The organism is Burkholderia sp. SIMBA_062 (genome assembly GCF_046534765.1).
GTDB lineage: Bacteria > Pseudomonadota > Gammaproteobacteria > Burkholderiales > Burkholderiaceae > Burkholderia > Burkholderia ambifaria.
The window spans coordinates 93513-117304 of the sequence record NZ_JAWRYD010000012.1; the positions used below are offsets into that span (position 1 = coordinate 93513).

The 23792-nt window shown below is 66.2% G+C and carries 18 protein-coding genes and 2 pseudogenes; 14 read left to right on the plus strand and 6 right to left on the minus strand.

Going from position 1 to position 23792, the window contains the following annotated elements:
- Positions 1-154 precede the first annotated feature (154 nt).
- From SB786_RS15430 to SB786_RS15465, 8 genes are all read left to right on the plus strand, one after another.
- On the plus strand, positions 155-1201 hold the full coding sequence (locus SB786_RS15430; protein WP_410728184.1) for a 4-hydroxythreonine-4-phosphate dehydrogenase PdxA: 1047 nt from the start codon (positions 155-157) through the stop codon (positions 1199-1201).
- Positions 1202-1251: 50 nt separating this feature from the next.
- Positions 1252-2424 carry an L-rhamnonate dehydratase gene (locus tag SB786_RS15435; protein ID WP_410728185.1) on the plus strand — a complete coding sequence of 391 codons (1173 nt, stop codon included), beginning with the start codon at positions 1252-1254 and terminating at the stop codon, positions 2422-2424.
- An 8-nt stretch (positions 2425-2432) separates the two neighbouring features.
- On the plus strand, positions 2433-3350 hold the full coding sequence (locus tag SB786_RS15440) for a dihydrodipicolinate synthase family protein (RefSeq protein WP_410728186.1): 918 nt from the start codon (positions 2433-2435) through the stop codon (positions 3348-3350).
- Between the two features lie 95 nt (positions 3351-3445).
- On the plus strand, positions 3446-4738 hold the full coding sequence (locus SB786_RS15445; RefSeq protein ID WP_410728187.1) for an MFS transporter: 1293 nt from the start codon (positions 3446-3448) through the stop codon (positions 4736-4738).
- Between the two features lie 46 nt (positions 4739-4784).
- Entirely contained in the window at positions 4785-5732 is a 948-nt protein-coding gene (locus SB786_RS15450) for a YncE family protein (RefSeq protein WP_410728188.1), read from the plus strand.
- Positions 5710-6666, plus strand: coding sequence for an amidohydrolase family protein (locus SB786_RS15455; protein WP_410728291.1), 957 nt, complete (start codon positions 5710-5712; stop codon positions 6664-6666). Before SB786_RS15450 ends, SB786_RS15455 begins: the two co-directional genes overlap by 23 nt.
- A 72-nt stretch (positions 6667-6738) precedes the next feature.
- A complete protein-coding gene (locus SB786_RS15460) occupies positions 6739-7761 on the plus strand; it encodes a MerR family transcriptional regulator (RefSeq protein WP_410728189.1) in 1023 nt (340 codons plus the stop codon).
- A gap of 202 nt (positions 7762-7963) precedes the next feature.
- Positions 7964-8920: a hypothetical protein gene (locus tag SB786_RS15465; protein WP_410728190.1), complete on the plus strand. Its 957-nt coding sequence runs from the start codon at positions 7964-7966 to the stop codon at positions 8918-8920.
- A 74-nt stretch (positions 8921-8994) separates the two neighbouring features.
- Here the strand turns inward: SB786_RS15465 and SB786_RS15470 are convergent, their stop codons facing one another.
- The 3 genes from SB786_RS15470 to SB786_RS15480 form a co-directional block, all read right to left on the minus strand.
- Positions 8995-10929, minus strand: a complete 1935-nt coding sequence (locus SB786_RS15470) for an SMP-30/gluconolactonase/LRE family protein (protein WP_410728191.1) — start codon at positions 10927-10929, stop codon at positions 8995-8997.
- 435 nt (positions 10930-11364) lie between these two features.
- The gene (locus tag SB786_RS15475; protein ID WP_410728192.1) at positions 11365-12672 is read right to left on the minus strand and encodes a dicarboxylate/amino acid:cation symporter; all 1308 of its coding nucleotides are present in this window, start codon (positions 12670-12672) and stop codon (positions 11365-11367) included.
- Positions 12673-13006: 334 nt separating this feature from the next.
- Positions 13007-14212 carry an MFS transporter gene (locus SB786_RS15480; RefSeq protein WP_410728193.1) on the minus strand — a complete coding sequence of 402 codons (1206 nt, stop codon included), beginning with the start codon at positions 14210-14212 and terminating at the stop codon, positions 13007-13009.
- Positions 14213-14521: 309 nt separating this feature from the next.
- Between SB786_RS15480 and SB786_RS15485 the strand changes: the two genes are divergently transcribed.
- Entirely contained in the window at positions 14522-16669 is a 2148-nt protein-coding gene (locus tag SB786_RS15485) for a TonB-dependent receptor (RefSeq protein ID WP_410728194.1), read from the plus strand.
- A gap of 121 nt (positions 16670-16790) precedes the next feature.
- Here SB786_RS15485 and SB786_RS15490 read toward each other — a convergent pair whose 3' ends face one another.
- From SB786_RS15490 to SB786_RS15500, 3 genes are read right to left on the minus strand one after another with little or no spacing between them, the layout of a single operon-like run.
- On the minus strand, positions 16791-16976 hold the full coding sequence (locus tag SB786_RS15490) for a DUF1289 domain-containing protein (protein WP_059685038.1): 186 nt from the start codon (positions 16974-16976) through the stop codon (positions 16791-16793).
- Positions 16977-16978: 2 nt separating this feature from the next.
- Positions 16979-18238, minus strand: coding sequence for a CDF family Co(II)/Ni(II) efflux transporter DmeF (dmeF, locus tag SB786_RS15495; RefSeq protein ID WP_410728196.1), 1260 nt, complete (start codon positions 18236-18238; stop codon positions 16979-16981).
- Between the two features lie 11 nt (positions 18239-18249).
- Positions 18250-18522: a metal/formaldehyde-sensitive transcriptional repressor gene (locus SB786_RS15500; protein WP_410728197.1), complete on the minus strand. Its 273-nt coding sequence runs from the start codon at positions 18520-18522 to the stop codon at positions 18250-18252.
- Positions 18523-18709: 187 nt separating this feature from the next.
- Between SB786_RS15500 and SB786_RS15505 the strand changes: the two genes are divergently transcribed.
- The 5 genes and pseudogenes from SB786_RS15505 (at position 18710) to SB786_RS15525 (ending at position 23668) form a co-directional block, all read left to right on the plus strand.
- The gene (locus SB786_RS15505) at positions 18710-19687 is read left to right on the plus strand and encodes a chromate resistance protein ChrB domain-containing protein (RefSeq protein WP_410728198.1); all 978 of its coding nucleotides are present in this window, start codon (positions 18710-18712) and stop codon (positions 19685-19687) included.
- The gene (locus tag SB786_RS15510; RefSeq protein WP_410728199.1) at positions 19684-20862 is read left to right on the plus strand and encodes a chromate transporter; all 1179 of its coding nucleotides are present in this window, start codon (positions 19684-19686) and stop codon (positions 20860-20862) included. The genes SB786_RS15505 and SB786_RS15510 overlap by 4 nt, the downstream gene beginning before the upstream one ends.
- 92 nt (positions 20863-20954) lie before the next feature.
- Positions 20955-21122, plus strand: a pseudogene (locus SB786_RS15515) (chromate resistance protein ChrB domain-containing protein); the annotation flags it as partial.
- Between the two features lie 137 nt (positions 21123-21259).
- Entirely contained in the window at positions 21260-22414 is a 1155-nt protein-coding gene (locus SB786_RS15520) for an MFS transporter (protein ID WP_410728292.1), read from the plus strand.
- Positions 22415-22674: 260 nt separating this feature from the next.
- Positions 22675-23668 (plus strand): annotated as a pseudogene (locus SB786_RS15525) (hypothetical protein).
- Positions 23669-23792 lie beyond the last annotated feature (124 nt).

Below are 23792 nucleotides of genomic sequence, written 5' to 3' on the forward strand. Positions count from 1 at the left end.
TCGATTACTCCAGGTTATCGATTCATCAAGAGTTTTCAATTTACCGACTCATTCCGTCTACCTAGCATGAACCCCATAGACCAACGGCCTCGCGCCGCCACCGGAGACACCGCATGAACCCGCAACCGACCGCCGCCCGTCACGGAGACGCCTCATGACGACCGCCGCCGCCCTGCCCGTCGTCGCGCTGACGCTCGGCGACCCCGCCGGCATCGGCGCCGAACTGATCGCGAAACTGCTCGCGCGGCCCGACGCGACGTCCCGCGCGAACCTCGTGCTGATCGGCGATCGCTGGCTGTGGGAAGCCGGCCAGCGCGTCGCCGGCGTGACGGTCGAGGTCGAGCCCGTCGAATCGCTGGCCGCCGTGCGCGGCCGGCCATCCACCGCGCGCGCCGCGTTCGTCGCGGTCGACACGATCGATCCCGCTCAGGTCACGATCGGCCAGCCGGGCGCGGCCGGCGGCCGCTCGACGCTGACCGTGCTCGACCAGTGTCTCGACGCCGCGCTCGCCGGCGACATCGACGCGATCTGCTTCGCGCCGCTGAACAAGTACGCGATGAAGCTCGGCGGGCTCCGGCACGACGACGAGCTGCACCACTTCGCGGCCGCGCTCGGCGTGACCGGCTACTTCTGCGAATTCAACACGCTCGGCGAACTGTGGACCGCGCGCATCTCGTCGCATATCCCGCTGAAGGAAGCGGCGGCCCAACTGAGCGTCGAGCGCATCGAACAGGCGTCCGAACTGATTTACCGGTCGCTGCTCGCGAACGGCGTCGCGACGCCGAAGGTCGCGATCGCCGCGTTCAACCCGCACGGCGGCGACGGCGGCAGCTGCGGCCGCGAGGAAGTCGACATCATCGAGCCGGCGGTGCGCAAGCTGCAGTCGCGCGACTGGCCGACCGACGCGCCGTTCCACGGCCCGTTCCCCGCCGACACGATCTTCCTGAAGGCGCAGGCCGGCGACTACCAGGCGATCGTCACGATGTACCACGATCAGGGGCAGATCGCGATCAAGCTGCTCGGCTTCTCGCGCGGCGTGACCGTGCAGGGCGGGCTGCCCGTGCCGATCACGACGCCCGCGCACGGCACCGCGTACGACATCGCGGGGCGCGGCACGGCCGACGTCGGCGCGACCTGGCAGGCGCTGCAGATCGCCTGCCGGATGGGCGCCGCGCGCCGCACGCCCGCCGTTTCGGCGTGACCCCCGCGCGCCGCTTGCACACGACAACATCGATTCCAGGAGACACCAACATGAAGATCCGCTCCGTGCGCGCCCGCGTATTCCAGTGGAAAGGCAAGACCGTCCCGCCGCAGGGCAACTTCTGCTCGAACGCGATGGACCTGCTGTACGCGCCGCAGGAAACCATGAGCACGTTCCGCTTCCATGCGTGGACCGTCGTCGAAGTCGAGACCGACGACGGCATCGTCGGCCTCGGCAACGTCGCGCTCGCGCCGCACATCGCGAAAGCGATCATCGACCAGTACCTCGCGCCGCTCGTGATCGGCCAGGACCCGTGGGACTATGAGTACCTGAACCAGCGGATGTACCGCGCGACCCATGCGTGGGGCCGCAAGGGCATCGGCATGGCGGCGATCTCGGCGGTCGACATCGCGATCTGGGACATCCTCGGCAAGAGCGTCGGCAAGCCCGTGTTCAAGCTGCTCGGCGGCCGCACGAAGGAAAAGATTCCCTGCTACTACTCGAAGCTCTACCGCACCGACCTGAAAGAGATGCAGGACGAGGCGCAGCGCTATATGAAGGAAGGCTTCCGCGCGTTCAAGATGCGCTTTGGCTATGGGCCCGCGCACGGGCAGCAGGGCGTGGCGGAGAACCTGAAGTCGGTCGCGGCGATCCGCGAGGTAATCGGCTACGACAACGATCTGATGCTCGAGTGCTACATGGGCTGGAATCTCGAGTACGCGAAGCGCATCCTGCCGAAGCTCGAGAAGTACCAGCCGCGCTGGCTCGAGGAGCCGGTGATCGCCGACGACATCGACGGCTACGCGGAACTGAACCAGCTCACGCGCATTCCGATCTCCGGCGGCGAGCACGAGTTCTCGCTGTACGGCTTCAAGCAACTGCTGGACCGCAAGGCCGTGTCGGTCGTGCAGTACGACACGAACCGCGTCGGCGGGATCACGATGGCGCACAAGATCAATGCACTGTGCGAGGCGTACAGCGTGCCGGTGATTCCGCATGCAGGCCAGATGCACAACTATCACCTGACGATGAGCACGCTCGCGTCGCCGATGAGCGAGTACTTCCCGATGTTCGACGTGGAAGTCGGAAACGAGCTGTTCTATTACATCTTCGACGGCGAGCCGGTGGCCGAGAACGGCTTCCTGCAACTGCGCGACGACGTGCCGGGCCTCGGTCTCACGCTGAAGACCGAGTTCCTCGACCAGTTCGACATCGTCGAGTGAGCACGGCCATGAACGCACGTTACCAGGGCGTCTTTCCGGTTGCGCCGACCATCTTCGACGCGCACGGCGCGCTCGATCTCGACGGCCAGCGACGCTGCCTCGACTTCATGATCGATGCCGGCTCGCACGGCATCTGCATCCACGCGAACTACTCGGAGCAGTTCGCGCTCGGCGACGACGAACGCGAGCTCATCACGCGCACGACGCTCGAACACGTCGCCGGCCGCGTGCCGGTGATCGTCACGACGTCGCATTTCAGCGCGCGCCTCTGCGCGGAGCGCAACCGCCACGCACAGGCGTGCGGCGCCGCGATGGTGATGGTGATGCCGCCCTACCACGGCGCAACGTTCCGCGTGCCCGAAGCACAGGTGCGCGCGTTCTTCCACGAAGTCGCCGACGGCCTCGACATTCCGCTGATGATTCAGGACGCGCCGGCTAGCGGCGTCGCGCTGCCTGCGTCGTTGCTCGCGACGCTCGCGCGCGAGATCGACGCGGTGTCGTACTTCAAGATCGAGACGGCCGGCGCCGCATCGAAGCTGCGCGAACTGATCGCGCTCGGCGGCGACGCGATCGAAGGGCCGTGGGACGGCGAGGAAGGCATCACGCTGCTCGCCGACCTCGATGCCGGCGCGACCGGCGCGATGACGGGCGGCGGCTATCCGGACGGTATCCGCCGGATCACCGACGCGTATTTCGCCGGACGCCGCGACGAAGCCTGCGAGCAGTACGCGCGCTGGCTGCCGCTGATCAACTACGAGAACCGCCAGTCGGGTTTCCTGACCGCGAAGGCGCTGATGAAGGAAGGCGGCGTGATCGCGTGCGACCAGCCGCGCGCGCCGTGGCCCGAGATGCACCCCGAGGTACGCGCAGGCCTGCTCGACGCGGCGCGGCGGCTCGATCCGCTCGTGCTGCGCTGGGGACGCTAGCCACACACCGGTTGCCCCTGCAACAACGTTGCGCATCGGCGTGACGGCGGTCCGACAGATGGCCGCCGCCGCTCGTCACATGGATCGGAGACACCATGAACCTGTTGAACCCCGCCACCCCGGCCTATGAAGCCGGCGAAGCCATTCCGCGCCGCCGCTGGCTGCGCGTGATTCCGCCGCTGCTGCTCGCGTGCATCGTTTCGTACATGGATCGCGTGAACATCGCGTTCGCGATGCCGGGCGGGATGAACGCCGATCTCGGCATGGACGCGACGATGGCCGGCCTCGCCGGCGGCATCTTCTTCTTCGGCTACCTGTTCCTGCAGATCCCTGGCGGCCGGCGCGCGGCGCTCGGCAGCGGCAAGACCTTCATCGCGTGGTCGCTCGTGAGCTGGGCCGTGCTGTCGGTACTGACCGGGCTCGTCACCCACACGTGGCAGTTGCTGACGCTGCGCTTCCTGCTCGGCGTGGCCGAGGGCGGGATGCTGCCCGTCGTGCTGACGATGGTCAGCCACTGGTTTCCCGACCGCGAACGTGGCCGCGCGAACGCGATGGTCATCATGTTCGTGCCGCTCGCCGGCATGATCACCGCGCCGCTGTCCGGCTTCATCCTCGCCGCGTACGATTGGCGTCACCTGTTCTTCAGCGCCGGCGCGCTGTCGCTGCTGTGCCTGTTCGCGTGGATGATGTTCGCCGACGACAGCCCGCAAACCGCGCGCTGGGTGTCGCCGCGCGAGAAGGCGTACATCCTCGACGCGCTGCGCGACGAACAGGCGCGCAAGCAGGCCGCCGGCGCGCCGGCCGCCGCGTCGTTCGGCGCGATACTGCGCAACCCGACGATCTGGCTGCTGATCGCGATCAACTTCTGCTATCAGGTCGGCATCTACGGCTATACGATGTGGCTGCCGACCCTGTTGAAGAACCTCACGCACGGCGGGATGGGCAAGGTCGGCCTGCTCGCGATGCTGCCGTATGTCGCGATGGTGATCGGGATGTTCGCCACGTCGTATTTGTCAGACCGAACCGGCAAGCGCCGCCTGTTCGTGCTGCTGCCGCTCGTCGGCTTCGCCGCGTGCCTCGCGCTGTCGGTGCTCACGCATGCATCGATGATCGTGTCGTTCGCGTTCCTGATCGGTTGCGGCTTCTTCCTGCAGGCGGCCGCCGGCGTGTTCTGGGCGATTCCGCCGAAGCTGTGCAGCGTCGAGACGGCCGGCAGCGCGCGCGGCCTGATCAACGCGCTCGGCAACCTCGGCGGCTTCTGCGGCCCGTATGCGGTCGGCGTGCTGACCCAGCACGTGAGCGCGGCGGCCGGTGTGTACAGCCTCGCCGTCACGCTCGCGGTGGCCGGCCTGCTCGCGCTGACGCTGCCCAAGCGCTGCGAAGGCTGACGCGCGCCGACACGCGAATACGCGAACGAAACAACGGAGACACACCATGAACGACATCCTGTTGCTGGTGCAGAAATGCGCCCATACCTTCAGCTTCTACGACCTCGAAACGAAAGCCGCGCTCAAGCATCTCGTGCTGCCGAACTTCCCGCACGAGTTCACCGTCGACGTGAACGAACGATTCGCGTACGTCGGCATCTTCGGGATCGAGACCGCGTGGTCGCGCGGCCATGAAGGCGATCACCGGATCGCCGAGATCGATCTCGTCGAGCGCACGCACACGCGGATGCTCGACCTGTGGCCGTATTACCGGCCGCACGGGATGGCGACCGATCGCGACGGCCGGCTGTACGCGATGAGCGAAGCGCACGACATGCTGCTCGTGTTCGACGAACCGACGCGCCAGGGCGTGCCGAACATGGCCGTGCCGTCGGGCGGCGTGAAGACCCACCTCGTGACGCTCACGCGCGACGCGAGCCGCGCATACGGCGTGCACCTGCTGTCGAACACGGTCACGCAGTTCCATCCGCGCGACGCGACCGTCGCGCCGCGCGCGGTGATGCCCGGCCCGCGTCCCGAAGGCAATGCGCTGTCGGGCGACGAGCGCACGCTGTTCGTCGCGAATCGCGGTGACGACACGCTCGTCGAGATCGACACCGACACGATGACCTGCGGCCACCGCGTGAAGACGCGCAGCGATCCGAACCGCATCTACCGCACCAGCGCGCCGGACGGCCGCGACCTGCTGCTGCTGACGAATTCCGGCGAGCGGTCGATCTCGGTGTTCGACGCGCGGCAGCTGGAGGAGATCGAGCGCGTCGCGCTGCCCGCGAACCCGACCGCGCTGTCGTTCCATCCGTCGCGGCGCGTCGCGTACGTGTCGTTCCAGGACGACTACGTGCGCGAGCTCGATCTCGATGCGTGGCGGTTCGTCGGCGCATGGCCGACGCTGCGCGAACCCGATGCATCGTATGTGCTCGCAGGCGCGCGCTGAGCGGCACGGCGACGCGCCGCCGCCGGACGCGCTGCCGGTGGCGCTCGTCGACGCGCATCATCACCTGTGGCAGCTCGGCGCGGGGGCGCACTACCCGTGGCTGCAGGAACGCTACGATCCGGCGCGCTTCATGTTCGGCGACTATGCGGCGCTGTGCCGCGACTTCGGCGTGGACGACTATCGGCATGCCGCACAACGCGCGCCGATCGTCGCGAGCGTGCACGTCGAGGCCGAACGGGCCCGCGACGAGGCGCTCGCGGAAACGCGCTGGCTGCACGCGGTCGCGGCCGCGCACGGGCTGCCGTCGGCGGTCGTCGCGTGGGTCGACCTGCTGGCCGACGATGCGCATGAGCGGCTCGCCGAACAGGCCGCGTGGCCGCGCGTGCGCGGCGTGCGGTTCAAGCCGCGCACCGCTGCGACGCCGGATGCGTCCGTCGACGGGCCGGGCACGCTGCGCGATCCGCGCTGGCCGGCCGCGCTGGAGCCGCTCGCCGCGCATGGTCTCGGCTGGGATCTGCGCGTACCGTTCTGGCATCTCGGCGACGCGGCCGCGCTGCTGGCCGAGGCGCCCGGTGTGGACGTCGTGCTCGAACACGCGGGGCTGCCGTGGGATCGCTCGGAAGCGGGGCTCGCGCGCTGGCGCAGCGGCATGGAAGCATTGGCCGCATCGCCGCGCGTGACCGTGAAGATCTCCGAACTCGGCTTGCGCGATGCGGTGTGGAACGAGGCGGACAACGCGCGGATCATCCGCGACACGATCGCGATATTCGGCTGGCAGCGCTGCATGTTCGCGAGCAATTTTCCGGTGGCGGGGTTGCGCGTGTCGTATCCGGCGTTGCTGCGTACGTTTGCCCGCGCGATGGCGGACCTCGACGATGCGGCGCGTCAAGCGATCTGGCATGACAATGCGATGCGCGTGTACCGGATCGCGTGAATTGGCTTGACCCGGCCCTTGGGGTCGCCTTTATGCTGCGGGTGACGAATCGACGGCAGACAGGGGTGACGAATGAGCACGTCCACGCTTCGCTTGAGCGCCTCGGCGGCAGCCGCGCGGCTCGGTGTATCGGTGAAGGCGCTGCGGCTCTATGAGCGGCACGGTCTCGTCGCGCCGGAGCGAACGCCGGCGGGCTATCGCGTCTACGGCCCCGAGGACCTCGCACGCGCGGCCGACATCGTCGCGCTGCGCGCGCTTGGCCTGAGCCTGGCGCAAGTTTCGAGCGTGCTCGGTGGCGACGCGCGCAGTCTCGATGACGCGTTGGCCACTCACGAAGCGGCGCTCGACCTCGGCATTCAGGATCTCGTCCACAAGCTCGATCGCGTGCGTGCGATGCGCACCGGCCTTGCGCGCGGCCGGATGCCGTCCGACGGGGAGCTGACGCGGCTACTCGACGATCGCGGCGCCGGTGTCGCGTTCAATCTGCCGTGGCCGTGGGGTGGCGAGTGGTTCGAGTTTCACGACATTCGCCCGTTGAACTACATCATCGGCTCGCTGGGAAGCGGCAAGACGCGACTGGCGATGCGGCTGGCCGAGGCGCTGCCCGGCGCGGTGTTCGTGGGACTCGATCGGCTGAAAAACGGCGCTGCCGCGACATCTGCGGCGCTGCAGGCCGACCCGGCGTTGCGGGCGCGTGTGGCGCGCGCTTTGGCGTCGCTCGCCGACGGCGGCGCAACGCAATCGCCGGCCCTGACCGCGCTGCTTGCCTGCCTCGAAGCGGCGGGCCCGAGCGCACTGGTCGTCGATTTGATCGAACAGGATCTCGACCGGCCCACGCAACAGGCGTTGAGCGCGTGGCTGCGGGCACGCGCCGCGACCGACGCGCGTCCGCTGTTCCTGATGACGCGTTCGTCGGCCATCCTCGATCTGTCGGCGGTCGGGCCCGATGAAGCGATCATCCTGTGTCCGGCGAATCACAACCCGCCTTCCCGCGTCGCGCCTTACCGTGGTGCGCCCGGCTACGAAGCCGTGGCGATGTGCCTGGCGTCGCCCGAAATCCGCGAGCGGATCGCCCGCCGGCCGGAAGCGGCGTAACCCGCTGCATGCGTGAGCCGGCGGTCGTAACCGGGAAAGTAGTGGAAAAGTTCGATGCTTGGCGGGCACTGTCGGGACACGTCGGATGATCGCCCTGGCCCGATGGCCAACGTCGCGCGCAGCCAATTGATCGCGCTTAAGATGCAAGGCATCCGAACGAATTCGATTCCTGTATCGTCCACGTCTCCAGCCGACATTTCGCATGACCGCACGCCATGAAAACCGCACCGGCCCGGCCGATTTCGGCCGCCTCGACACCATGAGCCGATTTCGCGTCACTTACGACGGCCCCGCACTCGAGTCTTCCGAAATGGACGTGCGCGAACTCGCGCCCGCACTGCTTGCGATCGGAGATTTGCTCGATGCATCGACACGGGCGCTGTGCGGCGATCAGGTTCGGCCGCGCGTGAACGTGCGCGGCAGCTTCAAGACCGGCAGCTTCGGAATCGACTTCACGCTCGCGACCTCGCTGCTCGGCCGCATGCGCGACCTCCTGAGCGGCAACGAAAGCACGGCGCTGGCCAACGCGGTCACGATCCTGACCGCGCTCGGCATCGCCGCGCCGAAGGCGAGCAAGGGGCTCTTGGCCGTCCTCAAGTGGTTGCGCGGGCGCGAGATCCAGCGGGTGCAGATGCAGGACCACACCGCGATGCTGCACGTGGACGGCGAGCAACTCGAGATCGACCTGTCGGTCCTCACGCTGCTGCGCGACGTCGGCGTCCGACAGGCAACCGAGCACGTGCTTGCGCCGCTTGCGCGCGACGGCATCGCGATTTTCGCGACCGGCACCGACACGGAGGTAGTCGAGACGATCACCCGCGATGAGATCGCATGGTTTCACGCGCCCGGACAAACCGACGCGCTGCTTCTCGACGAACATCGAAAGATGGCGTTCTCGATCGTGTCGCTCGCGTTCAAGGACGACAACAAGTGGCGGCTGTACGACGGCGCGTCGACGATTCACGCGGCGATCACGGATGCCGGCTTCCTGTCGCGCGTGAACAACAGCCAGATCAGTTTCAGCAAGGGCGACGTGCTGGTCTGCAATGTCCGTATGCAGCAGTGGCAAACCTCGGACGGAGCAAAAGCCGAATACGAGGTCACGGATGTCCTCGAGCATCGTCCGGCCGGGCGGCAGATTCCGTTGCCGGGGCTTTGATTGCGAAGCTGAACCGATCCGCCGGCCTCGATCAAAGCCATCGTGGTGTCATCGCCGCACTCGACGCGCCGGCCTCAAGGCGTCCACCGATAAACGGTGATGCTGTTCCCTTTCACGTTGTTCTTCGTCACCACGTACTCGCCGTTCGAGCGGCGATACGCGCGCACGCTGTACATCGCATCGATCGCGCTGCTGGTATCCACGGTCGCCGGGCTGGCATTGACGAGCGTCGTGTCGAGGCTGCCGGTGTCGAGGTTGAATGCGTCGATGTTCGGCCACAGCGGCCCGCTGCTGCTGAACCAGTAGCCGACGAACAAGTGATTGCCGGCCGCGTCGATCGACTTCGCGCCGCTGTGCGGCAGCGTGATCACCGGGTTCGGCTTCGTCGTGTTGCCCGCGCTCCAGCCGTGATACACCTCGATGCGCGTGCCGATCGACGTCCAGTCCGTACTCCCGACCACGCCCTGCGCAAGCACCATCGTGTCGCTGTCGGCGAGATAGACGACGCGCGTCAGCGGCTGGATGCTGGCCGGCACCGGCGTCGGCACGCCCGGCCCCCACGAAGGCTTGCCGCTCGCATCGAAGCCGGTCAGCGGATAGTGATAAATGGCGCCGGTCTTGTCGAGGCCGGCCCATACGCCGCCCTTGCTGTCGAGGCTGAAGCCGGCCGACACGCGCAGGGTCGTGTTGAACGCGGGCCCCGGGATCGATCCGTCGGGAATCGCGACGTAGCCGTTGGCCGCATTGAAGTGAAAGAAGTAATAAACCGGCGGATTCTGTCCCGCTGCCACGAGGATCCGGTTCGCACCGACCGACGTCAGCAGCCCGAAGTGCTCGTCGCGCTGCGTGTCGTTCATGTTGATGCGCGGATCCGACGGATACGTAAACGGATCGACGGTATTCGCGACGAACGTGCCGCCCGCGGTGCCGCCGTAGATGTGCGTGCCGCTGTAGAACAGCGCGCCGTCCGTGACCGGATCGGGTGACGCGATCCCTTCGAAGTTGAGCGACTGCAGCGTCCACCGCAGGCTGCCGGTGCTGCTGTACGCGTGAATGTCGGTCGCGCCGTTGCGGCCGAGATCCCAGCTGCCGCCCCACGGGTTGTTGAGCACGTACAGGTTGCCGCCCGTGTCCTTGCCGATCCCGACAATCCGGGTGAAGCGCTTCGCACCGACCTGCCCCTTGATGCCCGCCGTCGTGTCGAGATAGCCGCCGCGCACGCCGAACGTGCCGGCCAGGGCGGGCCGGCCCGATACGGTGTAGCGCTTGATGTTCATGTCGGGGCCTTCGTCGCCGACCAGCAGCTCCCCTGCCGCCGCATCGACATAGAGCGCCGACGGCTGCGACCCGGCAGCCAGCCGGATCGTGTTCAGCAGCGCACCGGTCGGGCTGAATGCGACGACCGTGCCGGCGCTTTTCTGCGCGACCCAGATGTTGCCCGCCGCGTCGACCGCGAGCGCGCCCGGCGCAGACACGCCGATGTCCCGGTGCCAGACGCCGTCGGTCGTGAACACCCGCACACGGTTGCCGTAGAAATCGCTCGCGTAGAGCAGCGAGCCGGCCGTCGCGAGCCCGGTGACGACGTCGATGCGCGGCTGGTTCGTCGCGGCGGTGACCTGAATGAGCTTGTCGCGAAAGTGCGTCGCGCGGTTGTAGCGCCCGACTGCGCCGCTGCCGTAGGTGCTGCCGGGCTGCAGCGCGACGAACAGCGACGTCGCGTTGCCCGTGATCGCGCTGCCCTGGAATTCGGAATGCGCGCCCATCGAGCCGACGCTCTTGCCGTCCTGGTAGATCGCGACGCCGCCCTCATCCTCGTCCCACATCGACGCGGTGTAGATCACGCCTTCGGGCGCGACCCACATCGAACGCGCGACGTTGCCGACGTGCGCCGCGAGCGTGCCATATGTATTCGCCAGCCAGTCGGTGGTATTACCCGCGTATCCGTAAGGCGCGATCGCGGCGATCGCGGCGGCGAGCAGCACGGCCCGAATCGATTTTCTGGCGACCATGGCTTAGGTTCTCCTGAATGTTGGAATCATTCGTACGAAGGGCAGCCGGATGGTTTGAAATCGACAATGCGTAAATACTTCCGCTAAATCATCCGGTGCAGTCGGTATTACATCGGGTGTGCATTCGATAATCGGCAGCGTCGAGAATAGCGTTATATAAATGGAAAAAAATTGCGACCCGCTCGTGTACACGGCACGCGCGACTGAGCGAGAGTGAATGATCACTCACGCGTGCATGCTCGATATCGGGGAGTCAGGCTTGCGCCTTCGGGAATATCGCCGCCGGTTCGAATGCGACGTATTGAAATAATGGAGGGTGTTTCGGCAATTCGGGAAAATTGCCGGATGCGGGTAACGAAATGACCGACGGCAAGTATCGCGCCAGCCTGAATTCAGGTCGAATCCAGGCCGGCGCACATTACGACAACAGGGAAATCACGCAGACGTCGCCGTCTCCCGCACCTCCACCTGCTTGATCTCGCCACCGTCGCCCGAATCCGCGTCGTCGCGCGGATCGCCGAGCTGGCCCTCCCACTTCGCGACCACGGCCGCCGCGATCGAGTTGCCGACGGCGTTGGTCGCCGAGCGCCCCATGTCGAGGAACATGTCGACACCCATGATCAGCAGCAGCCCGGCTTCCGGCAGGTGGAACTGGCTGAGCGTCGCCGCGATCACGACGAGCGATGCGCGCGGCACGCCCGCCATCCCCTTCGACGTCACCATCAGCATCAGCAGCATCGTGATCTGCGTGCCGAGCGGCAGGTCGATCCCGTACACCTGCGAGATGAACAGCACCGCGAACGTGCAGTACATCATCGAGCCGTCGAGGTTGAACGAATACCCGATCGGCAGCACGAAGCTCGAGATCTTGCGATTCACGCCGAACCGGTCGAGCGCGTCGAGCAGCTTCGGATACGCGGCTTCGGAGCTCGCCGTCGCGAACGACAGCAGGAACGGCTCGCGAATCAGGCGGATCAGCGTGAACGCGCGCTTGCCGAGGAACGTCACGCCGGCGAGCGTCAGCACGCCCCACAGCAGCGCCAGCGCCAGATAGAAGCTCGCCATGAACTTCGCGAACGTGAGCAGGATGCCGAGCCCTTCCGTCGTGATCGTCGATGCCAGCGCGGCAAACACGGCGACCGGCGCGAACCACATCACCGCGCCCGTGACCTTCAGCATGACCTGCGCGAGATCGTCGATCACGCCGGTCAGGCGCTTGCCGGCGTCGCCGAGCGCGGACAGCGCGGTGCCGAAGAAGATCGAGAACACGACGATCTGCAGGATCTCGTTGTTCGCCATCGCCTCGGCGATCGACTTCGGCACCAGATGGACGACGAAGTCCTTCAGCGTGAATGCGGCCGTCTTCAGGTTCAGCGTCGCATCGGCGGCCGGCAGCGGCAGGCTCAGGTGGCTTCCCGGCTTCAGGATCGTCGCGGTCACGAGACCGAGCACCAGCGACGTGAACGACGCGATGAAGAACCAGCCGAACGCCTTCACGCCCACGCGGCCGACCGACCCGCTGTCGCCCATCTGCGCGATGCCGACCGTCAGCGTCGCGAACACCAGCGGCGCGATGATCATCTTGATCAGCCGCAGGAACACGTCGGACAGCAACGCCACGTAGCCGGCGACTTCCCTGGCCATTTTCGGGTCGGGAAACGCGCTATGACAGGCGTAGCCCACGGCGATGCCCAGCGCCATCGCGATGACGATGTACCGGGTGATGTTGTGCTTCTTCTTCATTAGCAATCCAAATTACGGAACATGTGTTTCCAACGGCAGGTCGATCGACGGCATCGAAACGGGAACAGAGTTCCGCGAGCGCGGCGCGCGCCGTTTCGAGTATCGGAGCCCGTCCGTGGGCATGGCCACGGCGAACGGGGGGCATTCTATCGCAAACGCCGGACGATCTTTCAATTCTGAAAGGAAAGGTGGGAGCATGGCGGGCGAAGGTGCCGGAATGGGCGTTCCGCCGCAGCGGGACTGGGCCACGCCGCCGGTTCGGGATAGGCGCACCGTTGCGCCGGCGCTCAGCTCGGCCGGACGCGCGGCATCCGCGAAATCGCCATGCGACGCATCACGCCGCCGACGTGCCCGGTCGCGGCATGAACCGGCACAGGCACAGCGGCACCACGACCAGCGCGGCGCCCGCGAGAAACGTGGTCGACGCGCCGAAATGCGTCCACAGCGCGCCGGCGATGCTGCTCGCGAGCAGCATGCAGATGCCGCTCACGAGGTTGAATACGCCGAACGCGGTGCCGCGCAGCGTGGCCGGGGAGGTTTCCGACACCATCGCGGCGAGGATGCCCTGCGTAAAGCCCATGTGCAGCCCCCACACGGCCACGCCGACGAACATCGAGATCGTCGACGTGCCGATGCCCAGCAGCAGGTCGGCCGCGATCAGCAGCACCATGCCGGCCGCGAGCAGGACGCGCCGATCCAGCCGGTCCGACAGGATGCCGACCGGCCAGGCCGACACCGAATAGGTGACGCTCATCGCGACCATCACCGCCGGGATCCATGCGGCGTCGAGCCCGGTCTGCTGCGCGCGCAACACCAGGAACGCCTCGCTGAAACGCGCGAGCGTAAAGGTCGCGCCGGCCGCGACGACGAACCAGTAGCTGCGCGGAAACTCGCGCAGCGCGCTCCAGCGCAGCGGCGAGCGGAAGCGCCGTTGCGATTCCGCGCGATCGGGCTCCCGCACGCCGAAGACGATCAGCGCGATCGCGATGAAAGCCGGCACGACGGCGAACCAGAGCACGGTCCGGATGCGGTCCCCGAACCACAGCATCAGCGCGATGGCGAGCATCGGGCCGAGAAACGCGCCGACGGTATCCATCGACTGACGCAGGCCGAAGCACGCGCCGCGGATTTCGGGTGGTGCGACGTCGGCCACCAGCGCGTCCCGCGGCGCGCCGCGAATCCCCTTGCCGACGCGATCGAGCAGCCGTGCCGTCACGACCACGGCCGGGGTGGACGCGAGCGGAAACAACGGCTTGGTGAACGCCGCCAGGCCGTAGCCGAGCAGCAGCAATCCCTTGCGGCGCCCGAGCCAGTCGCTGATCGCGCCGGAGAACACCTTCACGATCATCGCGGTCGCCTCGGCCGCCCCTTCGAGGATGCCGAGCGCGACGACGCTCATCCCCATCGTCGACACCAGATAGATCGGCAACAGCGCATGGATCAGTTCGGACGAGAGGTCCATGAACAGGCTGACGAGGCCCAGCGCCCACACGGTTCGTGGAATCGCGGGCTTGCCGGCAATCGGTGATGGAACGCTCATGACGGGGCGACATCAAGGTTTGGGGCGGCGTACGCCGGGGTTGCCTGTCGCAGCGGGTACTGACTTACTGCGAATCCGTACAGGACCACGCGTCCTGCGGAAATCCTCGACCACATTCTGGACGAGACGGACGCACATATCGACTCTGGATCGACACGCCATGCGCGAAAAGCAGGCCCATCGCGCCGCACAAACATCAGACGAATCGACAATCCAGTGCAACGCAACACTTGTTGACCTTCAATTCCTTTCAAATGATAATGCGTCGCGTTACGAAATTACGAATCATTACGCACAACAGGTTGGGAGATGAGACGAGTATTGCACCCGGCACGACGAGCCGTCCTGGCCGCCGTTGCGTGCCAGCCGATCATGGTTGGCGCGGCCTTCGCGCAGGAAAACACCGCGATGCCAACGAGCGCGGCGGCCGACATGTTGCCGGCCGTATCGGTGAGCGCGAGCGCCGTTCGCGATCCGGGAGAAGGCTACAACCCGGCCAACGCGGTCAGCGCCACCCGGATCGACGCGCCGCTGCGCGATATCCCGCAGACGGTAAACGTGGTCACGGCCGAAGTGATGCGTGATCAGCATGCAAATTCCCTGCAAGACGTGTTGAAGAACGTCGCGGGCGTCGGGTTTTCCACCGGCGACGGTCAGCGCGACCAGGTCACCATTCGCGGCTTCTCCGCGATTGCCGACCAGTTCGTCGACGGCATTCGCGACGATGCGCTCTATTTCCGGGATCTGTCGAACGTCGATCGGGTGGAAGTCGTCAAGGGCCCTGCCGCCGTTCTTTATGGCCGAGGTTCTTCAGGTGGACTGATCAATCGTGTGACGAAAAAACCCGGAATCGACGTCACCAACCTGGGTGTCAGCTACGGCTCGTGGGCCGATCGTCGGGTCGAAGCCGACGTCGGTCGCGTGCTCGCGAACGGCGCGGCCGCGTTCCGGATAACCGGCGCGCACGAGGAAGCCAAGAGCTATCGGTCGCAGCAGTTTCTGAATCGCACGGCGGTCGCGCCGTCGTTCGAATTCCGCATCGCGCCGAAGACGACGGTGTTGCTGCAGGCCGACTACCTCGAAGATCGCCGCGTGACGGACTTCGGCATCCCGGCGTACAAGGGACGGCCGGTCGACGTGCCGGCATCCGCCTATTACGGCGCGGCGAACGCCGGCGAGGTCGACTACTCGCGATCGCGGGTCTATTCGAGCACCGCGACGATCAAGCACGCGTTCAACGAACAGTGGTCGATCCGCAATGCCACTCGCTACTATCACTATTCGCTCGACCGGAACAACACGCTCGTCGGCAGCGTCAACGAAGCGAACCGGACGTTCACGCTGAATCACGGGAACGTCTATCGCGAGGAACACGGCTGGTTCAACCAGACCGATCTCACGCAAAAGGCCACGCTGTTCGGCATGAAGCACGAGTTGCTGTACGGGATGGAATTCGGCCAGCAGAACAAGGATCTCGTCAATTATTCGACTCCCGTCGCCGGCGCGAACGGCAAGCCGATGAATTTCGACCTGTTCGCGCCGGCGCTGCCGACGCTGCCGCTGCACACGTCGACCACGCCGGCCGCCAACAACCTCGGCATCTTCAAGACGCTCGGGTTCTACACGCAAGACCTGATCAGCTTCAACGATCAGTGGAAGGCGCTGGTGGGCATCCGCTACGATCGCTTCGAGCAGGAGACGCTCGATCGCCGCCCCCAACAACCGGGCCTGTCGCGTACCGACACCGCGTGGAGCCCGCGCCTGGGCCTGGTATGGCAGCCGACCCGCACGCAGTCGTACTACGTGTCGTGGAGCCGCTCGTTCCAGCCGTCGGGCGAGGCGTTCTCGCTCGCGGCCAACAATGCGGAACTCGCGCCGGAAATCACGACCAATACCGAGATCGGTGCAAAGTACGACTGGCTCGGGGGCAAGGCCACCACGACGATCTCGGTGTTCCGGCTGGATCGCAGCAACATCAAGATCACCAACGGGGCCGGCACGGCGCTGATTCCGATCGGCGAGCAGCGGACCGACGGCGCGGAACTCAGCGGCGCGGCCGAGCTCAGCCACGGCTGGCGCGTGCTGGCAGGCTATGCGTACCTGGATGCCACCGTCACGAACTCGACCGCTGCATTGCAGGGCAAGCGGGCAACGCTCACGCCGCGTCACTCCGGCAATCTGTGGCTGACCAAGAATCTCGGCAGCGGCTTCGGCGTCGGCGGCGGCCTGAACTTCGTCGGCGCGCGGATGGCCGATCCGCAGAACACCGTGACCTTGCCGGGTTACGTGACGGCCGACATGATGGCCTGGTACGCGCGCGGCCCGATGTCTCTCCAGTTGAACCTCTACAACCTGTTCAACAAGGGCTATATCGTCTCGGCACACGGCTCGAACGCGAACCTCAACCTGCCGGGGGCGCCGCGCAGCGTCATGGCGACGTTGCGATACGAGATGTAGAAGCGGAACGTTGCCGACGACGCGGGCCGGGCCGGCTGGCGGCCACACGCGGCGTGCGTCGTCGGCGATAGATGAACGCATACACGGCGGCGTGTCGCTGTCCGGCCGCGCAAGCCTGCAATCAGTCGGTCGTCTCCCGCGTGAGCTTCGCGTGCCGCCGCGCGCGGTCGTTCACGATCTGGTGACGCCGGTGATCCGTCATCTTCTTCCAGCCGCGCGCTTCTTCGCGCGTGCGCAGGCATGCCACGCAGTAGCCGGTCCGGCCGTCGAACGAACACACGTCGACGCAAGGGGATTTGACCGCCATGTCTACTGCCCTCGCGTCGCAGGCACCACTTCGACGGTGACATGCGACAGGTTTCCGAAGCGCTGGAGCACGCCGTGATAGAAGCGCGCGTCCCGCTTCGGGTCCGCCGTCGCCACCGACACGACCGCGCTCATGTGCCCCGGCCCGAGCCGCCAGACATGCAGGTCGCCGACGCGGTCGCCCACGCCCTCGATTGCATCGCGCACATTGTCCGTCAGACGACGGTCCGAATTCATGTCGAGCAGGATGCCACCGGTGTCGCGCATCAGGCCGTACGACCAGTTTGCGATCACCAGCGCGCCGATGATGCCGGCCAGCGGATCCATCCAGATCCAGCCGAACGCGCGCGCGAGCAGCAGCCCGACGATCGTCAGCACGGAGACGGCCGCATCGGCGATCACGTGGATATACGCGGAGCGGATGTTGTGGTCGCGCGCCGCCGCCGCGGATGCGCCATGGTCGTGCTCCTCGAACGCCACTGCGTGCTCGCGGCCGTTCAACCGGACAATCGCCTTGAATTCATGCGGCTCGGGAATGTCGTCGGTCGACTCCAGATAAGCGCCGCGACTTTCCATCGCGAACGTCTGCCGCGTGCCGTCGGGACGGATCGTCGTCACAGAAACGGCGCTCGCGTCGACGAGCTTCGTATCCTTCGTCGCGGGAGCCACACGGAAAACCGGCGGGACGCCATCCTCGAACACCGATACGAGAAACACGCCTTGCTGATCGAAGATCCGGTGCGCGGCCTCGTCGTGTTCGTGAGCGTGCCCGTGGTGATGGTGATGACCATGGCCATGATGATCACCGCTCAGCAGCCAGACGCTCGCGACGTTGACGAGCAGGCCGGCAACCGCGATCGGAATGGCCTCGCCGAAATGAATCGGCACCGGGGCGAGCAGGCGCGCAACCGCCTCGTACCCGATCAGCAGCGCGATCATCGCGAGCACGATCGCGCTCGTGAAGCCCGCCAGATCGCCGAGCTTGCCCGTGCCGAACACGAAGCGCGGGTCGCTCGCATGCTTGCGGGCGTAGGTGTAGGCGAGCGCGGCGATCAGCATCGCACCCGCATGCGTCGACATGTGCAGGCCGTCCGCGATGAGCGCCAGCGAGCCGAACAGCGACCCGCCGACGATCTCGGCCACCATCATCGCCGTGCACAGCGCGATGACCATCCAGGTCCTGCGTTCGTTCTGCTCGTGCGCCGCGCCGAGAAAGATGTGGTCGTGCCCTGCACCAAAGGCGTCGTTCCTGAAGTCGTTCATTTCGCCCTCGATTACTTGAAGTAGCTGTGAACGACTTCGATCAGCTGTTCGGTCGCGCTGCCTTCATCGGCGTGATGTTCGGCGTCGACCAGATGGCTGCGGATGTGATCCTCCAGCACGACCGCGAGCAGGCCGTTCATCGCGCCGCGGCCGCTCGTGATCAGGCGCAGGATCTCGTTGCAACCGCGCTCGTCCTCCAGCGCGCGTTCGAGCGCTTCGACCTGTCCCTTGATGCGGCGGACACGGTTCAGCAGCTTCTGCTTGTCCTTGATGGTGTGGCTCATTGTGTTCCCTTCATATACCGGGGGGGACTATATCTCAAATCGATTTTCCATATAGGGGGGAGGGGTATATTCCGCCCCCGTCAGGACGAAAGAGCCGCCGCCTCCCGGTTCAACCAGCCGCCACGCAATGGCGGCCCTCGCCAAAAGTTTCTTGTAGAGCTGATAACGCTTTAGTAGCATCTGCTACATGAATACGCTCACGACATGGTCCCTGCTCGTACTGACGCTTCCCACGCAGAACGCGACGGCGCGCATGCGGTACTGGCGTTCCCTCAAGGCGAAGGGCTGCGCGGTGTTGCGCGACGGCATCTATCTGCTCCCGTACTCGGAAGAGCACGAAGGGGCACTGCGGGAACTCGCGGATGCGATTGCCGAGACCGGCGGCACCGCCCACCTGTTGCGCGCGCCGAGTCTCGACGGGGCGCAGGACCTGGAGTTCCGCACGCTCTTCGATCGAGGCGACGACTACACCGCCTTCATTCAGACCCTCGCGCAAGCCCGCAAGACCTTCGCCGGACAGTCCGCCACGGAGCTCACGCGCCTGCTGCGGCGCGTCCGCAAGGACTTCGACGCGATCCGGGCAATCGATTACTTCCCGAGCGAAGCGGCGACCCGCGCCGAAGTCGCGCTGCAGGATTTCGTCGCGCTGGTCGATACCGTGCTGTCGCCGGGCGAGCCGCACGCCGCCGAGCGCCCCGTCCGCCCGCTCGCAATCGACGAGTACCAGGGACGAACCTGGGCGACGCGCCAGCGCATGTGGGTCGATCGTGTCGCCAGCGCGTGGCTGATCCGCCGCTTCATCGACACCCGCGCCCGTTTCATCTGGCTCGCGTCGCCGGCCGATTGCCCCGCCGACGCGCTGGGCTTCGATTTCGACGGCGCTGCATTCACCCATGTGGGCGAGCGCGTCACGTTCGAGGTTCTGCTCGCGAGTTTCGGGCTCGACACGGACACCGCGCTCGTGCGGCTCGGCGAGATCGTGCACGCGCTCGACGTGGGCGGCCCCGCGGCGCCTGAAGCGATCGGCTTCGAGGCCGTGATGGCCGGCACGCGCCAGCGCGCGGAGAACGACGACCAGTTGCTCGAGCAAATGGGCGCCGTGCTCGACGCGCTGTACGCGCATTTTTCATCGACCGGAAAGAACGGGAACGGAGCCAGGTCATGACCACCGCCATCGCCGCGACCGAACCGACCTACTCGCTCGGCGAGCTGGTCGCCTACATGCTGCGTCTCGGGACGTTCGGCTTCGGCGGGCCGGTTGCGCTCGCCGGCTACATGCGTCGCGACCTGGTCGAGCGTCGCGGCTGGATCACCGAAGCCGACTACAAGGAAGGACTCACGCTGGCCCAGCTCGCGCCCGGGCCGATGGCGGCGCAGCTCGCGATCTATCTCGGGTTCGTCCACTATCGTCTCCTTGGCGCGACGCTCGTCGGATTCGCGTTCGTGCTGCCGTCGTTCATGATGGTGCTCGCGCTCGGATTCGCCTACGCGCACTTCGGCGGGCTGTCGTGGATGCAGGCGGTTTTCTATGGTGTCGGAGCCGCGGTGGTCGGCATCATCGCGATGAGCGCGTACAAGCTGACCACCAAAACCGTCGGCAACGACAAGTTGCTTTGGGCGATCTTCCTGACGCTCACCATCGTCACGTTCGTCACCGAATCGGAAATCGCGTGGCTCTTCATCGCTGCCGGGTTGATCGGCTGGCTGTGGCGCGCGCCGCCGAAGTGGCTGCATCGGGGCGGCCTGAATGCGCTGGCCGCTGCCAACGTGCCGGCCGCCAGCGGAATACTGAGCGGCATCGACCTGCCGCAGCTCGTGCAGATCGGCGCGTTCTTCACGAAGGCGGGCGCGTTCGTGTTCGGCTCCGGGCTCGCGATCGTGCCGTTCCTCTACGGCGGCGTCGTCACCGAACATCACTGGCTGAACGACAGGCAGTTCGTGGATGCCGTCGCGGTCGCGATGATCACGCCCGGCCCGGTCGTGATCACCGTCGGCTTCATCGGATATCTCGTGGCCGGCTTGCCCGGCGCGTGCGTCGCAGCACTCGGCACGTTCCTGCCTTGCTATCTGTTTACCGTCATTCCCGCGCCGTACATGAAGAAGTACGGGCACCGTCCGGACGTCAAGGCGTTCGTGGACGGGATCACCGCCGCAGCCGTCGGTGCCATCACGGGCTCCGTCCTCGTGATCGCGAAACGCTCGATCGTCGACATACCGACCGCATTGGTCGCCATCGCTACCGTGCTGCTGCTGTGGCGCTTCAGGAAGCTGCAGGAGCCGGCCATCGTCACCGCGGCTGCGCTCTTCGGGCTCGTGGCCTATCCGTTGCTCCACCATTGATTCGCGTTGCGGGGCAGCGACCAACGCGCATCGGGCGATGTTCGTGCGGCGGCGTTGCCGCATAACCTCGCCCGCTGAACAGGAGACACACGATGAAGCGGATGACGCGTGAACGGCCGAAAATCGCTCGCAGCGCATGTCCGCGGCTGATCACCCGGTTTATCGACGACGCTCCGGAATTTCTCCATGTCCTGGCTTCGCGCGTCCTGCGATTGGCGGGTGAAACGGGGGCGGTTCCATACGACGTGCCGGGTGTCGAGCGTGATGTCCGACGCGCACAACGCGTGGTGCCTGCGTGACGCACGTGCCTGGCAACCGGACCGTGTCGTGGCTCGCCGGCCGAATGCTGCCGGCCGGTGCCGGCCGGGCTGCATGGCTCATCTTCGCAAGCCGCGGCATGCGCGGTTTCTGCGATGGATTCATTGCCGTGCTGCTGCCCGCGTATTTGCTGCCGCTCGGGTTATCGCAACTGGACGTCGGGTTGATCAGTACGACGACGCTGCTGGGCTCCGCGATTTCGACGATCATGGTCGGCATGCTGGCGAGCCGCTTCACGCAGCGGCGGATGTTGATGCTCGCCGGGACGCTGATGGCGGCAACGGGTATCGGCTTCGTGAGTTTCGCCACGTTGTGGCCGCTGCTCGTCGTCGCCTTCGTCGGCACGCTCAATCCCAGCTCGGGTGATGTCAGCATGTTTCTGCCGCTCGAACAGTCGCGTCTGGCGGAAGCCGCCAGCGGCGACGCTCGCACTGCGCTGTTCGCACGATACAGCCTCGTCGGGGCCGTATCGGCGGCGGTCGGCTCCCTGGCGGCGGGACTGCCGATCTGGATCGCGTCGCATACCGCAATCCCGGCGCTCGGCGCGATGCGCGGCATGTTTCTCGTCTATGCGGCGACGGGCGTTGCCGTCTTCCTGCTGTATCGGCGATTGCCGCGCCCCGATATCCACGCGAAGGCGGCTCCCCCGCTCGGCCCGTCGCGCCCCATCGTCATGCGGCTTGCGATGCTGTTCAGCGTCGACGCGTTCGCGGGCGGTCTCGTCGTCAACTCGCTGTTGTCGCTGTGGCTGATGCAGCGCTTCGGGCTCTCGATCGCCGCCGCTGGCGAATTCTTCTTCTGGGCCGGCCTGCTTTCGGCCGGCTCGCAGCTCGCTGCCGCTCCGCTATCGCGCAAGATCGGCCTGCTGAACACGATGGTGTTCACGCACATCCCTTCGAGCGTATGCCTGATCGGCGCGGCGTTCGCGCCGTCGCTGCCGCTCACGTTAGCGCTGCTACTGATGCGCAGTGCACTTTCGCAAATGGATGTGCCCACGCGGACCGCCTACGTGATGGCGGTCGTCACGCCAGCCGAGAGATCGGCGGCTGCCAGCTTTACAACTGTGCCGCGCAGCCTCGCGGCGGCTGTCGCGCCGACGTTGGCGGCGGGCTTGTTCAGCCTCGGTTGGCTTGGCGCGCCACTGATCGCATGCGGCGCGCTGAAGATCGCGTATGACCTTTCGCTGCTGGCGGCTTTTCGACACGTTGAACCAAACGACGAGCGGGCCCGGTAAATGCGGCCATGCCCTCCATCGGCACCTGACGCCGCGCATCCCGTTCCTGCATGACCAGGGCAGGGGCAAAGCCGTCGATCTGGCGAAAGCGGTCAAAACCGCTCCGGATGGCAAAGCGCAGTCGGGCGATAACTCGGCCTGTTTGACGGCCATGCCGCCGACGGGCATACGTGCCGCGGCGGCAATCGTGTCGCAGGAGATGTGTCACGAAAACTCGGCGCTCCCGACGCGTGAACCGCGCGCTCGGACATTGCTTCGTCATGCTTGTTGTGTCCGCCATTGCGGGGGCGTTCGTACCCGTCATTCCGCAGGTTGCCGCGCAAGAAGGCAAGCATCGTTTGCCGCTGATCCACGTCGTCGATATCCCGTTGCCGGGGCGGCCGACCCGGCTCGACTACGAAAGCTACGATCCCACCCGCCACTTGCTGTTCATTGCGCATCTCGGCGACGGCGAGGTGATCGTCGTCGACGTGAATGCGTCGCGCGCGGTCGCCCGCGTTCCCGGCATCTCGTCGGTTCATGGCGTGCTCGCCATTCCGGAGCTGTCGCGCGTCTATGCGTCGGCGACGGGAACGAACGAGATCGTCGCCATCGACGAAGCATCGCTGAAGGTCGTCGCACGGATGCCGGGTGGCCGATATCCGGACGGCATCGCCTATGCGCCCGACATGCACAAGATTTATGTATCGGACGAGACCGGCAACACCGAGACCGTCATCGACGTTCGAAGCAATCGGCGTATTGCGACGATTCCGCTTGGCGGCGAGGTCGGCAACACGCAATACGATCCGGTATCGCGGCACATTTTCGTCAACGTTCAGACGCACAACGAACTCGTCGAGATCGATCCGACCGTCGACCGGATCGTTCGGCGGTTTGCGTTGCCGGGCGCCGACCGCAACCACGGACTGCTGATCGATTCCACAGACCGGCTCGCGTTCATCGCGTGTCAGGGCAACGACAAGCTGCTCGTGTTCGATATGGCCGCACGGCAGGTCGTCCAGGCATTCGGTATCGGCAAGGACCCGGACGTACTCGCATTCGATCCGGCGCTGAACACGCTCTATGTGGCCGCCGAATCAGGCGTGGTGTCGGTCTTCGGGATCAACCGCCCGACGGTCAGCCTCATTGGGGAGGGGCACGTAGGTCCCGACGCGCACGTCGTCGCGGGTCGACCACGATACCCACCGTTCGTATTTTCCGCTGAAGAATCTGGACGGACGGCCCGTGCTGCGTGTCATGGCGCCGCGCTGACCCGCCCGTAAGCTCCCGTGCGCGCTCCGGCATGCCTCATGCCAGCCCGCGAGCGTAGGCGAATGAATCTTGCTACACCACCGCGACGGGCGGATTCGACAGGCGAAACCGCCCGCCACGATGC